Source organism: Bacillus cereus group sp. BceL291, from assembly GCF_051776705.1.
In the GTDB taxonomy this organism is placed as follows: domain Bacteria; phylum Bacillota; class Bacilli; order Bacillales; family Bacillaceae_G; genus Bacillus_A; species Bacillus_A cereus.
This window is the reverse complement of the sequence record NZ_JBPWAP010000043.1, coordinates 1-15,785: the sequence shown is the minus strand read 5'-3', so window position 1 is coordinate 15,785 and position 15,785 is coordinate 1. Positions and strand designations below refer to the sequence as shown.

Below are 15,785 nucleotides of genomic sequence, written 5' to 3'. Positions count from 1 at the left end.
ATAATGAAGACATTTCTTTCCGCCTTACAATGGGCACTATTTATTTTAGCTGGAAGCCTTATTGTACCAATTAGTGTCGCAACTAGTTATGGTCTTAATGGCGCTGAAGCCATCGCATTTGTACAAAGAACATTATTTGTTCTAGGTTTTGCTGGTCTCTTGCAAGCTATATTTGGGCATAAACTTCCTATTCAAGAAGGTCCTGCTGGCCTTTGGTGGGGAATTTTCTCCCTTTACGCAAGTTTAGGCGTCGTACTATTTGGATCAAATAATGAGACACTTAAAGTTCTTCAATATGCTTTCTTATTAAGTGGTATTATTTGTATTATTCTTAGCGTTTTTGGACTTATTGATAAACTCGTTCGCTATTTTACACCGACAGTCATTGGAACGTATTTATTTCTTCTTGTCGCGCAGCTTAGTGGCTCCTTCTTAAAGGGAATGTTTGGCCTTGATGGAAAACATTCAGAAGTACAACCTAACGTATTTATTCTTTCACTCATTGTTATTTTACTATCTTTTTTCATCATGAAGCTACCTATTATTGGACAATATTCCGTTCTTTTCAGTATCGTATGCGGCTGGATATTATTCGCATGCTTCGGATTATCTAATCCAATAACACCAGTGACAGACATAATCCGTTTTCCATCCTTATTTGTTTTCGGAATGCCTCGTGTTGAATGGAACATGGTAATTACGGTCATTTTCGTTACGCTCTTACTTCTAACAAATATGTTAGCAAGTATTCGCGTTGTACAAAAGGTTGTCTCTAAATATGAAGAAAACGCTGCATCAGATCGTTTTAAACAAGCTGGCATTATAACAGGAATCAACCAATTGCTAGGCGGCCTATTTTCAGCTATTGGGCCTGTCGCTATTTCTGGATCAGCAGGTTTTATTGCAACGACTAATATTTATAAACGTCTCCCGTTTATATTAGGGTCAAGCTTTATTATTGTCGTTAGTATATTTCCAAAGATTACTTCATTCTTTGCAGCAATCCCTGTTGCAGTTGGTTATGCCGCTATTTATCCTGTATTCGCAAGCATGATTGGCCTCGCCTTTCGAGAATACGAAACTGTCCAGGATAAAGAACGATTATTTAAAGTAGCCGGTCTTTCAATCTTTACGGGAGTCGGAGTTATGTTTGTTCCAGCAGGAGCATATTCCACACTTCCACCATTTCTAGCATCGTTTTTAAGTAATGGTCTCGTTCTTGGATCTGTAATGGCAATCTTGCTAGAAATACTATTTTCTCGTTCCACAGCAAAACAAATATCTTAAATTGGAAAACTTCCATTATTGCACTCTACCTTTAGAGTTGTTACGATAAAATCAAACTTTAATCATTGGGGTTTTATTCATCCCCAATGATTATTAACCAATATTATGAGCAACACACTCATAATAATTTACCTACTTCTTTTCAAAGAGGTTTGATGTCTTACTATTATTCCTCAATCTCTTCATGAACATGTATTTTGATTTCAATTAAAGAAAGGAATTTTCTATATGACTTATAAAATGATTGTTTTAGATTTAGATGATACTTTATTACGTGATGACCATACTATTTCACCTCGTACGAAAGAAGCGTTAATGACTGCACAAGAGCAAGGCGTAAAGGTTGTACTTGCTTCTGGACGTCCAACGTTCGGTATGCGCAATGTAGCGAAAGAACTTCGTTTAGAAGAATACGGCAGTTTCATTTTATCTTTTAATGGTGCAAAAATTATTAACTGTAAAACAAACGAAGAAATCTTTAGTAGTACACTATCTCCTGAAATCGTTCACAACCTATTTGAAATTAGTCAAACTGAAGATGTATGGATTCATACTTATATGGGCGATGATATCGTAACGGAAGAAAATAATCCTTATACTGAAATTGAGGGCGATATTACTGGTATGCCAATTGTTGTAGTAGATGACTTTAAAGCTGCAGTTAAAGAGCCCGTAGTAAAAGTATTAATGAATAAAGAAGCTGAACGCCTTGTTGAAGTTGAAAAGAAACTACAAAAACAGCTAGAAGGCCAATTAAGCGTGATGCGTTCGAAACCATTCTTCTTAGAATTTACTGAAGCTGGTGTTACAAAAGGAACGAGCTTAAACAAACTGATCCAAAAGCTTGGCATTAAGCGTGAAGAAGTTATCGCAATGGGCGATAGCTATAACGACCAAGCGATGATTGAATTTGCTGGTCTTGGCGTTGCAATGGGCAATGCACCTGATGATATTAAAGAAATTGCAAACTACGTAACAGATACAAATATGAACGATGGTGTTGCAAAAGTTGTAGAGAAATTCGTTTTAAAAACGGATGTACTTGTTTAATATTTTCATTCACAAAACCTATTTGAAGTCAAATACTTCAAATAGGTTTTTATTTAAATTCTCATGCTTTTGTGACTATATTTTGAACTTTGCACTATTCTCGTAGTGTAAACTTTCTTTTTGTATATAATGAAACAAAATAGACTATTTTATTTTGAAAAAGAATACAAATTTACTATATACAAGCATACGTTAAAGGAGGCTACTTTATGTTATCTACACCAATCGGACGATTAAGAGCAATTGGACTAGTTGAGGGTATTTCTTTCCTATTACTATTATTTGTAGCAATGCCATTGAAATATTTCGCAGGATTTGCAACAGCTGTTAAAATTACAGGCATGGCTCATGGTGTTCTATTTATTCTATTCATCTTTGCAGTAATTCAAGTAACAATCGTACACCGTAAATCAATTTTATGGGCACTTGGAGCATTTGTTTCATCAGTTATCCCATTTGGCACTTTTGTACTAGATGCAAAATTAAAGAACGAGCAACAATAATAATAAAAAGGTAGTTAACGACTGTTAACTACCTTTTCTATTTATAAATTTGGAATTTCCCAATCAATTTCTCTTTCGCCCATATTAGCTAAAATCGTATTTACTTTAGAATATGGCTTACTACCAAAGAAACCACGTCTTGCCGATAATGGGCTTGGATGTACAGATTCGATAATATGATGATTCGGATTCGTAATTAACTTCTTCTTCGCCTGCGCATGGCGCCCCCACAATATGAAAATAACTGGCTTTTCACGTTCATTCAACAGTTCAATTACACGATCTGTAAAGTGCTCCCATCCTTTTCCCTTATGAGAATTTGCTTCGCCTTGACGAACTGTTAATACGGTATTTAGTAATAATACTCCTTGTTCCGCCCATTTTACTAAATAACCGTTATTCGGGATTTCATAACCATATTCATCTCGAAGTTCTTTATACATATTTAACAATGACGGTGGTGTTTTAACACCAGGTTGCACAGAAAAGCTTAAACCATGCGCTTGATTCGGTCCATGATATGGATCTTGTCCTAAAATAACAACCTTTGTATTTTCATAACTTGTATACTGAAGAGCGTTAAAAATATCTTCTACCTTCGGATAAACAACATGCGTGCTGTATTCTTCTGTCAAAAAACTGGATAGAGTAAGATAATACTCTTTCTCGAATTCTGGTGCCAATAGTGGCTCCCAATCATTCTTTAAAACATTTTCCATACTGTCACTTCCTGTCTAATTAATTCACCATATCCTGTCTTGTAAATACTACGAACGAAATAACAAGAGAAACAACTGCCCAAACAGTTAAATTCATCAAAGAAAATCCCATCGATAAACCTTGTAATGCAGGTAATTTTCCTGATAAATAATCCGTTAATGATAAATTCACACTAAAAATATATTTGGCGCCTTCCCAAGATGTTGCGAACGAGCTTAAAATACCGCCTGCAATTAATGCAGCTAGCATAACGCCCATACCAGCTGGTGTATTACGAATTAAAACAGAGACCATAAATGATATAGTTCCGACAACGATAGCAACAAACCATGCTAGTCCATACGCCATTAAGATGTATTGCCACTGCGGAATAAGATGCACAAAGTTCGTATTTAGCGTTTCCTTATCAATAACAAATCCTGTTAAAACAGGTAAATTCCATCCCGAGTATCCAAATACAAGCCCTGATAATATGTAAGCAAACAAACCTACAAGAAACAGTATGAGCGAAATGAAAAATAACATCGTCACGTATTTACTAAGGAGTATTTTCCAACGCCGAATTGGCCGCGTAAGTAACATCTTCATCGTCCCATCACTTCGTTCTCCTGAAACGATATCAATGGCTACAATCATTACAAGAAGCGGAATAAATAATGTAATTCCTTGTTCAATAAATGCTCTGACAAAAGTCGGTGCACCCGGTGCCATCGGATTAATATCATGATCTAAATAATATTGTTGTTGCTCAACTCTTACCTTTAACCAATCACGCCATTCTTCTGGCAACCTAGAATTGTTCAACCGGTTCTGAGAATCAACAATTTGCTGTTGCAATGAAACCTTCCAATCAGTTGTACCGAGTCTTTTTTGTGTCGTTTCTATTTCACGATACTGCGCATACACAAAAAGCGGGATCAAGATTGCTAAAATAAGCATGACAACAAAAATACGTTTCTTGCGGTAAATCTTTTCTGATTCATTTAAAACTAGATTCGCAAATTCACGCATGCTGCTCACCCCTTGTGAGTTCAATAAATAAATCTTCTAGCGTAAATACAAGCTCCTTAACGCTATGTACATCTATTTCATTTTCGACAAAGTGTTTATTCCAACTACTTATAGATGCAATATCCATGCGGCATAGTAATCGATCGCCTTCTACACTCACTTCCCTTACTTCTTCGGCCGCTTCTAGCATATCTTTCGCCTTAGAAATTGGTGTAACAATCCATTCTACACGATCACTTGCTGTTTTAATTAATTCTTCAACCTTGGCAACTGTTATCATTTTTCCTTTATGAATAATAGCAACGCGATCGCATATCATTTGCACTTCACTTAGCAAGTGACTTGAAATAAACACGCTCATATTTTCTTCTTTTACAAGCTTATGTATAAATTCCCTAAGTTCTCTAATCCCTGCTGGATCTAAACCATTCGTTGGCTCATCTAATATGAGCAATTTGGGATTCCCAAGGAGCGCCTGCGCAATTCCAAGGCGTTGTTTCATACCAAGTGAGTACGTTTTTACCTTGTCATGAATTCTTTCATCTAAATGAACCATTTCAGCAATTTCAATAATACGTTCATCTGATATATCACCTAACATACGAGCAAATTGCTTTAAATTTTCCCATCCCGTTAAATATGTATACAACTCTGGGTTTTCAACGATACTCCCAATTTGACGCATCGCTTCTCTGAAATTTTCCTTAATCGAATAACCACCAATAGAAATCGTACCTTCTGTCGCCTTAATCAATCCGACTAACATTCGAATGGTAGTCGTCTTTCCAGCACCATTTGGTCCTAAGAACCCGAACACTTCTCCTTGCTTTACATCAAAGGAAATATTCTCTACAAGAGTCTTCTTTCCAATTACCTTCTTCAAATCTCGTACGGAAAGTATCGTCGTCATTTTACCCCTCCTTGTTCTAGTTTTAATTTACTTACAACATTTTGAACTAAACGTTCTGCCATATACGTATAACCTACTTCGTTCGGATGAAAATGATCAGAGTATAATAAATCTTTCCCACGGTTTTGGAATAAATCAAATGTCGGTGTAATATACACATTTTTATCGTTTAGCGCTAACTTCTCTAAAGATGCATTCCAGTCCACAACAATGTTTGAAGACCCTTTTAAATCTTCTACATCTTCAAAAGGATTGTATAAACCAAGCCAAAAAATCGGACTATCTGTATTTAATTTACGAATTTCTTCTATAATTTTCTTTGCTTCATTTTGAAACGTTTCTGTGTCAGGACGATACGTCTCTAAATCTATTTTCCCAAGCGATTCCCAGCCTGGGAACAAATCATTCCCACCAATCGTTAACACGATTACATCTGCTTGCTTAATTGAATATTGAGCGCCATTACTTTCAATTTGTTTTAATAAATCGGGCATTTTTGCACCACTAACTGCTAAATTTGTTAATGCAATTTTTTGCTTATAATCTTTTTGTAAATCCTCTTTCATTCGCCCAACATAGCCAATTCCTTCTTTATCACCAACGCCACGCGTTAATGAATCACCTAAACTAACGATTTGTAACGTTCCCGTTTTCTTTTTCTCTTTTGCCACTACATCGGTCTTTTTAATTAAATTTGAAGCTTTCGGATTTAATACATCATTTACACCTGAAACAAAGCCATATGCAAATAAACAGAAAGATGCAATTGTAATGAGTAGAATTACTTTTACTACTTTTGATCTCATATCAAAACCCCTTTTAGCCCTCATAGATTGTCCATAATTATACCAAACGAAATTTTGAAAAGCGATTTTCACACCTTCTCAATTACGTCGTTTCTCTATTTACTAACTCTGGTAATAACTCTATATGCTTCACATCTAATTTCTCTTCATTAATCTTTTCATATAATAATTCAAACGCTTTTACTCCAACGTTTTTACTAGAATGCGAAATCGTCGTTATACCCAATATATCTGCCACCTCTTGATCATCACACCCGATAATCGTAATATCCTCTGGAATACGAATTCCTTGTTTTTTTGCTTCTGTAACCATCCCCGCTGCAATATGGTTACAAGATACAAGGAACGCCGTCGGTTTTACTGACATATGAGCCCATTCTCTAATTACATTGCGTCCATCTTCCACTGTAAAACAACCCTCAAATTTCCAGGTCTCTAACGGTGTTACGATACTCTGTTGAAGCGAATCTTCATATGCCTTCTTTCGTCTTTGGCTATTAACACTATTACTTCTTCCAATACAATATCCAATATGTGTATGACCGGCATCTATTAAGCTTTTCATCCCAAGTGAAAATACTTTGTAGTAATCGATATGGACACTTGAAATGCATTTTGAATCTATTTCTTCACACATAACAATCGGGCCGAATTTTGTATATTCTTCAAGCTTCTCCTTACTATTTGCCCGAGAACAAATAATAACCCCATCAAGCTTTTTCATTTTTAACATATTTAAAATCTCTAGTTCTCTTTCTTCGCTATAATTCGTCTGGCAAAGCATCATATTATAATTATTCTTTGCTGTCTCTTTTGATATCCCCTCGATAATAGCGCTATAATATTGATCATTTACGTGTGGCAATAAAACGCCAATTACATTCGTTTTTCCTTTCACTAAATGAATTGCATTCACATTTTGCGTGTAATTTAATTCTTCTATAATCGCTAAAATTTCTTTTCGTTTCTGTTCATTTACGTACGGATGATTATTTAGTACACGTGAAACAGTTGAAACAGATACTCCAGCAAGTTCAGCAATCTTTCTTATATTTGTCATCTCATTTTCCCCTTCTCACAAAAATTCTCCCTTGACCTGGTAAGCTTTCCACAATATATCCTTTCCTAGCAAATACATTTAGAAAGGATATACAACTATGCTTCGATTCAAATTAGAATATATATTTTTCATTGGCGGTTTACTCATTCTTGCCATCGGTATTAATATGATGACGACAATTACTTCCTTTGGACTTAGCCCTTATGATTCCTTCTTTATTGCACTATATCAAAATTTTGGCATAAGTATTGGTTTTTGGATTTTTATGATTAACTTTGCCTTTACACTTATCGTACTCTTTTGGAATAAAAAACAAATTACAATAGGTACAATTGTAACGATGGTTCTTATTTCTCTTTTTGTTGATTGGATTGGTTCCATTACAACTATTATGGACGCTATCCGCTCTCTTCCAAAATATATAACACTTATTTGCGGAAATCTATTCGTTGGAGCTGGAATTGGTCTTTACGTCTCTACAAACCTTTGCGCAGCGCCTCAAGAAGCTTTCGTTTTAACGGTTGCTGAGAAGAAAAAATGGACGTTTAGAAGAACAGAGATTTCATTAGCCTTTTTATTTTTAACGTTAAGCTTTTTATTAGACGGACCTATCTATTTTGGAACAATCATCTTATCCTTTACAACAGGCTGGATTATCCAAGCATTTATTCAAGTTGGTACGCAGATTTTAAATAGAAAAGAGCCTATTAAGCAAGCTGCTTAATAGGCTCTTTCTGTTTTATGGTAAGGATACTACTTAGCATCCCCTTCAATTCGATAGTTCGCTTTCAAACAATCTATTTCTTCATACCCTTGCAACGTATGTAGAATATAATCATAATCAGCAAGAGACGCACGATGCGTTACAATTACAATTTCAGCCTTTCCTTTCTCTTCAAGCGGCATTTGAATAATTTTCTCAAAGCTAACTCCGCACTCAGAGAACAATGAAGTAATTTTTGCAAATACACCAATTTCGTCTTTTACATGCAGTCTTAAAAACTTTTTCACGACAATTTCGTCTGGCTCTTTTAATACTTTTTGATATTGTGGGACTACAGCACTATTTCCTGTTACCCCTAATCTAATATTTTGCATTACAGCAACTAAATCCGAAACAACAGCTGTCGCTGTTGGTAAACTTCCTGCGCCTGGTCCATAAAACATCGTTTCCCCAACTGCTTCACCGTACACATACACAGCGTTATATTCATTTTGTACTGCCGCAAGAGGATGTGTATTTGGAAGTAAAGTTGGTTCAACTGTAACCTCCAATTTTTCACCATCTCGTTTTGCAAGACCGATTAATTTAATTGTATAACCTAAGCTCTTACTATATTCAATATCTTCCTCTGTAATAGAGGTAATCCCTTTTACTTTCACGTCTCCAAGCTCTACATTTGTAGAGAAACCGAGAGTAGCTAAAATCGTCATTTTTCTTGCTGCATCTAAACCTTCTACATCTGATGTTGGATCTGCTTCTGCAAATCCAAGTTGTTGGGCTTCTTTTAACACGTCGTTATATGCTCTCCCTTCGTCTGACATTTTCGTCAAAATAAAATTTGTCGTTCCATTTACAATTCCCATTACTTTCGTAATAAGATCTGAGGAAAGTCCTTCTACGATACTGCGTAAAATTGGAATTCCCCCTGCCACACTCGCCTCATAGAATAAATCAGCCTTATTATCTTTTGCTGTCGCTAATAATTCAGCTCCATGTAATGCCATTAAGTCTTTATTTGCAGTTACAACATGCTTTCCGCTTTTTAAAGCTTGTAAAATATATGATTTTGCATCATCAATGCCACCCATCACTTCAATGACAACATCAATATTTGGATTATCTAAAATTTCATTTGCATCTTGTGTTAATAGAGTAGAAGGTACCTCTACCTCTCTCTCTTTCTCAATGTTTTGCACTAATACTTTCGTTACCTTCACTGGACAACCTACTTGGTGTATGAGTCGTTCTTGATGATCCGTAATAATACGAACCACACCACTGCCAACTGTCCCAAGACCTAATAACCCAACTTGAATTTCTTTCATAGTACTGTCCACCCCTCAAAAATTGTGTTTAGATGAAATTATATGAGTAAAAAATCTGAAAAACAATGTATTTTGAACATTCGGAAAAATAAAGGTTAATCTTTACAAGGAAAACGTTGCCACGTGTTACACAATCTTTCTTTACAATATATAAGGGGTTTCTTGATACACGTAATAATTCAACCAATTAGAAAACAATAAATTACCATGACTCCTCCACCTAACAAGCGGCTTTTCATCTGGATTATTATGTTTAAAATAGTTTTTTGGCACATCAATATTTAATCCCTTGTCACGATCTCGTTCGTATTCTTGTTTTAACGTCTCACAACTATATTCGCTATGTCCAAGGGCAAACACTTGCCTTCCTTCTGGCCCAATAACAAGGTGAACACCTGCTTCTTCAGAGTTTGCTAACAATGTTAAGTCTTTCACTCCTCTAATATCATTCTCTCGTACTTCTGTATGACGAGAATGCGGAGCAAAAAACAATTCATCAAATCCTTGTAACAATTTCACATGTTGCTCGCAAACTTCATGTTCAAATACACCGAACATTTTTTCCTTAAGGGGATACTTTGGAACACCATAATGATAGTACAAGCCAGCCTGTGCTCCCCAGCAAATATGGAGCGTAGATGTTACATTCGTTTTTGAATACTCCATAATATGTTTAAGCTCTTCCCAATAATCTACCTCTTCAAAAGCAAGGGTCTCCACTGGCGCTCCTGTAATAATGAGCCCATCAAACTTTTCATTTTCAATATCACGAAACGTTTTATAAAAGCTTGTTAAATGTTCTTGCGTTACATTACGAGATAGATGTGATTCCATATGAAGCAAATGAACATCTAATTGTAACGGTGTGTTTCCAATTAAGCGAAGTAATTGCGCCTCTGTGTCTTGCTTCGTTGGCATTAAATTTAATATAGCAATTTTCAAAGCGCGTATATCTTGTGTTTCCGCTCGCTCCTTCGTCATTACAAAAATATTTTCTTTTTGTAACACTTTGCGAGCCGGTAAATCTTTATCAATTATGATCGGCATGTGTTTTGCCCCCAACTAGAGCTGCTTCCAAATCTGCAATAATATCAGAAACATCTTCTATACCAACTGATAAACGAATTAAATCAGATGTAACACCAGCTAAACGCTGATCTTCAGCATTTAATTGTCTATGCGTCGTACTAGCAGGATGTATAACGCAAGTTCGTGCATCAGCTACGTGTGTTACAAGAGTTGCTAGTTTTACATTTGCGATAAATTCTTTTGCTGCTTCTAATCCGCCTTTAATACCGAAAGTTAAAACACCACTAGCACCTTTTTTCAAGTACTGTTGTGCCAATGAGTAATTTTCATTACTATCTAAGCCCGGATAATTCACCCATTCAATACGTTCATGATTAGCAAGCCACTTAGCAACTGCAAGAGCATTTTCACTATGACGTTCCATTCGTAAATGCAATGTTTCTAAGCCAATATTGCTAATATATGCATTGAATGGGCTCATACAATTTCCATAATCTCTTAATAGCTGAACACGTGCTTTCACAATATACGCTGCTGCACCAAAGTTTTGAACGTAACTTACACCGTGATAACTTGGATCTGGTTCAACAAGTTCAGGATACTTTCCATTTGTCCAATCAAAGTTTCCACCGTCAATTACAATACCGCCTAAGGAGCTCGCATGCCCATCGATATACTTCGTCGTAGAATGAACAATAATATTTGCCCCATGTTCAAACGCCTGGCATAAATAAGGAGTTGCTAATGTATTATCAACGATAAAAGGTACCTCTAATTCTTTAGCAGCAGCTGAAAATTCTTTAAAATTTAAAACATTCATCGCTGGATTTCCTAACGATTCTGCATAGATAAGTTTCGTCTTGTCATTAGCAAGCGCCGTAATTTCATCTGCCGTTAAATTTGGATTAAAGAACGTAACATCAATGCCCAGTTTACGCAAACTCACTCCAAATAAATTAAACGTTCCCCCGTAAACCGTTGAAGAACAAAGTAAATGATCCCCACTACTACAAATATTTAAAACTGCGAGCATAATAGCTGCTTGCCCAGAAGCCGTTGCAACAGCTCCTACACCGCCTTCTAAATCTGATAACTTCTGCTCAAATGCGGCTAGAGTAGGGTTTCCAATACGTGTATAAATATATCCTTCTGCCTCTAAGTTAAATAGGGCTGCTAAATCATCTGAAGTATCGTATTTATATGTTGTACTTTGATAAAGTGGTAAAACACGTGGTTCACCATTTTTTGGCGTATAGCCACCTTGCACACAAATTGTTCCTTTTCCCCATGATTCTCCCATCTCTCATTCTCCTTTCTTTTATACAAAATAAAAAACTGCCCCTTTCCTGAAAACAAGAAAGGAGCAGTTTGAAAACACGCTCTAAAGGCTCTTTCTTATCTCTCAGGATTATTACCTGCAGGATTTGGCACAATTCCGTTATACGGCTGTTGCCAAGGTTTCATCGGGCCTGTCCCTCCACCTTTTCTTGATAAGACTATGCAATTACCGTTGATTTTATAGCAATAATTTCCTAATGTCAAACTTTTTTTCTGAATGTTCTAAAATAAATGTTAACAGTTTCATATAAAGCAACAAAAGAAATATATTCTAGTCTATTTCAAAAAAGACCTTTAAAAACCTCAAATCAGTCTATAAAATTAAATAAGTAATTTAACCTATAAATTCAAATTCCCCTAAAGTTAGCCTATATGTTGAATAGGCCATCTTCTCAAAAAGATACTATATATATTCAATCCATTTTTCACTAGTGTATTTCACTTTTTTACCTACTAAGATTTACATAACGGAGGTATAACATGACAAATAAAAAAGATATGCAGTACATACTTGCTCTATATGGCATTCTTCTAGGATCTATAGTAGGAGCTACAGTCTGGTTATTTTTAGTCACAATAAATATTGGAATCCACTTTATTTGGGGATACTTGCCTGAAGTTCTCTCTTTTCCCTCTTATTACACCCTTTGCGTAACAATAATTGGCGGGGTCCTTGTTGGTCTATCACAAAAACATTTCGGTACATACCCACGCCTTATGCCTGAAGTGATGGCTGAATATAAAAAAACTGGTCGAATCGAATATCGCTTTGTCCATCAGGCTACTTTAACAGCGATTATTGTTTTAATTTTCGGTGCTAGTCTTGGTCCAGAAGCCGCACTAGTTGGAATTATAGGCGGACTGTGCACATGGGTAGGGGATCGCTTTAAATTTGCCTTAAAGGGTATGAATGAGCTAACCGAGATCGGAATTGGAGCTACTTTAAGTGTCATTTTTAACGCACCATTATTCGGTTATTTAGCACCAAATGAAAATGAGGGGGAACAAATTGCTGCTTTTTCTAAAGGAAAAAAGGCGATTGTATACTTAGCTACTACTTTCGCAGGTTTTTCTGTTTATTTACTACTGAGTAAACTCGATAATCGTGGATCCTTTATTGTTGATTTTGGGGAAGGTGCACTTTCTTTCAATGAATGGATCGCATTTCTTCCACTTGCTAGTATCGGTGCTATAGTTGGTTTCTTTTATTTCAAGTTAGAATTCACATTAGAGAAGTTAATTCACCCTTTTAGGGAATACAAACTGACACTCGGAATTATCGGTGGTATTTTATTAGGAATTGCGGGAACTTTTCTTCCGTACACATTATTTTCAGGGGAACATCAATTAAAAGAATTAGTTGTTGAATGGAGCCATTTATCTTTTTGGATACTACTTCTTTCAGGGATTTTAAAGTTGTGCATTACTGCCGTTTGTTTGAACACAGGGTGGCGAGGTGGACATATCTTCCCAATTATATTTTCCGGGTCAAGTATCGGATACGCTGTAGCATCTATTCTTCCTATAGATCCAGTAGCATCTGTTGCCATCGTAACGACAGCAATTTCAAGCTATGCGTTACGAAAGCCAATAGCTATAACATTACTATTACTTATGTTTTTCCCGCTTAATTTACTATTGCCCATGCTTGGTGCAGCTGCTATCGGGAATGCCTTTCCGCTGCCAAAACATAACGAAAATAAAAATTAATAAAAATAGGCAGTGGGGATGAAAGCTCCACTGCCTATTTTTTTATTACACATGCTGCTTTAATAACGCTTCTAACTCCTCAAAATTATGCACTTCATATGTCGGTATAATCCCACTATCATTTAATTTCCTTTCTGGATTAAACCAACAAGTATCAATTCCCGCTACATATCCACCTTTAATATCCGCGCTTAATGAATCTCCAATAATCAGCCCTTCTTCAGGTGCAAAGTTAGGAATCCGTTCAAAAACATAATCAAAATACTCTTTCATCGGCTTTTGAAAACCTGTATCTTCCGAAACAAAAACATCTTTAAACAATGAATGTAACCCTGCATTACGCAAACGTTTATCTTGCGTCTTAGAAACACCATTTGTCACTATATACAACTCATACTCCCCTTGAATTTGATTTATAAATTTAAACGCACCTTGCATGAGTTGATTTCCTTCTTCTAAGTAGTTACGGTAATTATTTTCCAATAATATTCCGTCTACTTCTTCTCCATACTCTTTAAACAACAGAGAGAATCGTGTATTTACAACTTCATTGCGTGATAGTTCACCTTTTTCAAAAGCATCCCAAAGACCTTTATTTATTTTTTTATAACGAGCCTCTATCTCGTCTGTTAAAGGGATTCCCTTCTCTTCAAAAAGCACCCGTAAAGCCACTTTTTCAGCCTTTTGGAAATCTAATAATGTATCATCTACATCAAATAGCAATGTTTTATATTTTTTCATAAACTCATCACACTCTCTTTTCTACAAAAACAAATTTACATAAATCGTATCATTCCTTCTTGTAAAGATAATAGGAGATATCTCATACTATACATAGGGGTGAAAATATGAAAATCAGCAAAAATGAGGAAGAAATTTATCAATACATGCAAATCCATCAATTCCATACCCTATTTTCATTTCATGTCTTGCCATATGTAGAGCTACATTCTTTTCAAACGAAAGAGATGATATGTAGCGAAGGAAATACTCTCCCTTATCTCTATTACTTAATTTCTGGGAAGGCAAAAATATATATGAGTCATAAAAACGGGAAGGTTTCATTAATTAATTTTATTCAAGCACCATCTTTTATCGGGGAATTAGGATTAATAGGAGTAGAAAATATTACTAAGTCCGTTGAAGTACTAGAAGATTGTGTGTGTTTGGCACTTCCTCTTAAAGATTGTCAGCAACTTTTATTACAAGATGCAACGTTTTTACAGCACTTATGTAAATTTATTGGAGAAAAGACAATTACTCGCACTGAAAATTACGCAAAAAACTATAGTTATCCTTTTGAAAATCGATTAGCTGCTTTTATTTTATTAACAGAGCAAAATAATTGTTATATAGAAAAGCATACCGAGGCCTCGGAATATTTAAATGTCAGCTACCGTCATCTTTTATATGTATTAAATCAGTTTTGCCAACAAAATTATTTAAGAAAAGAAGGCCGAACATATTATATACAAGATCGAAATACATTAGAAAAACTTGCTGATGAACTAAAAATATAAAAAAACAGCATTAACGTTTACATGTTAATGCTGTTTTTTCGAGTGACGATTATACTTTTAATTAAAATTTACTTGCTACTTTAGCTGCTTCTTCAAGACCTGCAGCAATGATTTCTTCTGCTTTATCTGGGAATTGGTTATGCCCTTCAATAACTACTGTTTCCATGTTTGTTGCGCCGAAGAAGCCCATCATACTTGCTACATATTTAACAGCCATTTCTACCTCAGCTGCTGGACCTTCTGAATATACGCCGCCTCTTGCATTTAATAATGCAATCTTCTTATCTCCGATTAGGCCAACTGGACCCTCTGGCGTATATTTGAACGTTTTACCAGCACGGTTTAAATAATCAATATATGTGTGCAATACTGCTGGAATCGTTAAGTTCCATAATGGGAAGCCGAAAACAACTTTATCAGCTTCTAGGAATTGATTTAAATACTTATCAGCAACTGCTACTGCTTTTGCCTCTTCTTCTGTTAAATCAAATCCTTTACCTACCTTGAATGTACCATTAATCATATCTACGCCTACATATGGTAATTCTTCTTTATATAAATCAAGTTCTACTACTGTATCATTTGGGTGTGCTTCTTTATAGTTTGCTAAAAATGCCTCATATAATTTTACACTAACTGCTTGTTCCGCTGGACGGTTATTTGCTTTAACGAATAAAACTGTTATTGTCGATAGGTAAGTCTTTGAGTTTATCTCCAACTTTTCCCCCGATCCGCACCGTACGTGCCACTTTCATGGCATACGGCGGTCTACCTAAATTGTAGTTTTCGTCT

Annotated in this window: 16 protein-coding genes and 1 riboswitch; of the genes, 6 read left to right on the top strand and 10 right to left on the bottom strand. The window is 35.7% G+C overall.

Going from position 1 to position 15,785, the window contains the following annotated elements; all coding sequences use genetic code 11:
• Nucleotides 1-3: 3 nt before the first annotated feature.
• From ACS2CR_RS22900 to ACS2CR_RS22890, 3 genes are all read left to right on the top strand, one after another.
• Complete coding sequence (locus ACS2CR_RS22900; protein WP_016111041.1) at nucleotides 4-1,287, top strand: purine/pyrimidine permease; 1,284 nt, start codon at nucleotides 4-6, stop codon at nucleotides 1,285-1,287.
• Nucleotides 1,288-1,515: 228 nt separating this feature from the next.
• Nucleotides 1,516-2,337 (top strand): Cof-type HAD-IIB family hydrolase, encoded by an 822-nt coding sequence (locus tag ACS2CR_RS22895; RefSeq protein WP_000221395.1) that lies wholly within the window; start codon nucleotides 1,516-1,518, stop codon nucleotides 2,335-2,337.
• Between the two features lie 209 nt (nucleotides 2,338-2,546).
• Nucleotides 2,547-2,840, top strand: coding sequence for a DUF3817 domain-containing protein (locus tag ACS2CR_RS22890; protein ID WP_000953396.1), 294 nt, complete (start codon nucleotides 2,547-2,549; stop codon nucleotides 2,838-2,840).
• Between the two features lie 41 nt (nucleotides 2,841-2,881).
• On the opposite strand, the gene ACS2CR_RS22885 is transcribed toward ACS2CR_RS22890, so the two are convergent.
• Genes ACS2CR_RS22885 through ACS2CR_RS22865 form a run of 5 tightly spaced genes read right to left on the bottom strand, consistent with a single transcriptional unit; the run spans nucleotide 2,882 to nucleotide 7,347 of the window.
• A complete protein-coding gene (locus tag ACS2CR_RS22885) occupies nucleotides 2,882-3,559 on the bottom strand; it encodes a uracil-DNA glycosylase (protein ID WP_000432520.1) in 678 nt (225 codons plus the stop codon).
• Between the two features lie 19 nt (nucleotides 3,560-3,578).
• Nucleotides 3,579-4,571, bottom strand: a complete 993-nt coding sequence (locus ACS2CR_RS22880) for an ABC transporter permease subunit (protein ID WP_001206477.1) — start codon at nucleotides 4,569-4,571, stop codon at nucleotides 3,579-3,581.
• Nucleotides 4,564-5,481, bottom strand: a complete 918-nt coding sequence (locus tag ACS2CR_RS22875; protein WP_000207719.1) for an ABC transporter ATP-binding protein — start codon at nucleotides 5,479-5,481, stop codon at nucleotides 4,564-4,566. Before ACS2CR_RS22875 ends, ACS2CR_RS22880 begins: the two co-directional genes overlap by 8 nt.
• Nucleotides 5,478-6,359, bottom strand: coding sequence for an SGNH/GDSL hydrolase family protein (locus ACS2CR_RS22870; RefSeq protein WP_002022849.1), 882 nt, complete (start codon nucleotides 6,357-6,359; stop codon nucleotides 5,478-5,480). The genes ACS2CR_RS22875 and ACS2CR_RS22870 overlap by 4 nt, the downstream gene beginning before the upstream one ends.
• Nucleotides 6,360-6,369: 10 nt before the next feature.
• Nucleotides 6,370-7,347, bottom strand: coding sequence for a LacI family DNA-binding transcriptional regulator (locus ACS2CR_RS22865; RefSeq protein WP_000181959.1), 978 nt, complete (start codon nucleotides 7,345-7,347; stop codon nucleotides 6,370-6,372).
• 97 nt (nucleotides 7,348-7,444) lie between these two features.
• Between ACS2CR_RS22865 and ACS2CR_RS22860 the strand changes: the two genes are divergently transcribed.
• The gene (locus ACS2CR_RS22860) at nucleotides 7,445-8,071 is read left to right on the top strand and encodes a YczE/YyaS/YitT family protein (RefSeq protein ID WP_000943411.1); all 627 of its coding nucleotides are present in this window, start codon (nucleotides 7,445-7,447) and stop codon (nucleotides 8,069-8,071) included.
• A gap of 29 nt (nucleotides 8,072-8,100) precedes the next feature.
• On the opposite strand, the gene ACS2CR_RS22855 is transcribed toward ACS2CR_RS22860, so the two are convergent.
• The 3 genes from ACS2CR_RS22855 to ACS2CR_RS22845 form a co-directional block, all read right to left on the bottom strand.
• Nucleotides 8,101-9,396 (bottom strand): homoserine dehydrogenase, encoded by a 1,296-nt coding sequence (locus tag ACS2CR_RS22855; RefSeq protein ID WP_016111042.1) that lies wholly within the window; start codon nucleotides 9,394-9,396, stop codon nucleotides 8,101-8,103.
• Between the two features lie 141 nt (nucleotides 9,397-9,537).
• A complete protein-coding gene (metA, locus tag ACS2CR_RS22850) occupies nucleotides 9,538-10,443 on the bottom strand; it encodes a homoserine O-acetyltransferase MetA (protein WP_001121538.1) in 906 nt (301 codons plus the stop codon).
• Nucleotides 10,427-11,725 (bottom strand): bifunctional O-acetylhomoserine aminocarboxypropyltransferase/cysteine synthase, encoded by a 1,299-nt coding sequence (locus tag ACS2CR_RS22845; RefSeq protein WP_000504780.1) that lies wholly within the window; start codon nucleotides 11,723-11,725, stop codon nucleotides 10,427-10,429. Before ACS2CR_RS22845 ends, metA begins: the two co-directional genes overlap by 17 nt.
• A 92-nt stretch (nucleotides 11,726-11,817) precedes the next feature.
• Nucleotides 11,818-11,922, bottom strand: a riboswitch (SAM riboswitch).
• A 321-nt stretch (nucleotides 11,923-12,243) separates the two neighbouring features.
• Between ACS2CR_RS22845 and ACS2CR_RS22840 the strand changes: the two genes are divergently transcribed.
• Nucleotides 12,244-13,473 carry a chloride channel protein gene (locus ACS2CR_RS22840; protein WP_000182464.1) on the top strand — a complete coding sequence of 410 codons (1,230 nt, stop codon included), beginning with the start codon at nucleotides 12,244-12,246 and terminating at the stop codon, nucleotides 13,471-13,473.
• A gap of 45 nt (nucleotides 13,474-13,518) precedes the next feature.
• Here the strand turns inward: ACS2CR_RS22840 and ACS2CR_RS22835 are convergent, their stop codons facing one another.
• Nucleotides 13,519-14,214 carry a YjjG family noncanonical pyrimidine nucleotidase gene (locus ACS2CR_RS22835; protein ID WP_053513769.1) on the bottom strand — a complete coding sequence of 232 codons (696 nt, stop codon included), beginning with the start codon at nucleotides 14,212-14,214 and terminating at the stop codon, nucleotides 13,519-13,521.
• Between the two features lie 107 nt (nucleotides 14,215-14,321).
• On the opposite strand from ACS2CR_RS22835, the gene ACS2CR_RS22830 reads away from it, so the two are divergent.
• Nucleotides 14,322-14,993 (top strand): transcriptional regulator YeiL, encoded by a 672-nt coding sequence (locus tag ACS2CR_RS22830; protein ID WP_000703312.1) that lies wholly within the window; start codon nucleotides 14,322-14,324, stop codon nucleotides 14,991-14,993.
• A 61-nt stretch (nucleotides 14,994-15,054) separates the two neighbouring features.
• Here ACS2CR_RS22830 and ACS2CR_RS22825 read toward each other — a convergent pair whose 3' ends face one another.
• Nucleotides 15,055-15,678 (bottom strand): FMN-dependent NADH-azoreductase, encoded by a 624-nt coding sequence (locus tag ACS2CR_RS22825; protein ID WP_309567883.1) that lies wholly within the window; start codon nucleotides 15,676-15,678, stop codon nucleotides 15,055-15,057.
• Between the last annotated feature and the right edge of the window lie 107 nt (nucleotides 15,679-15,785).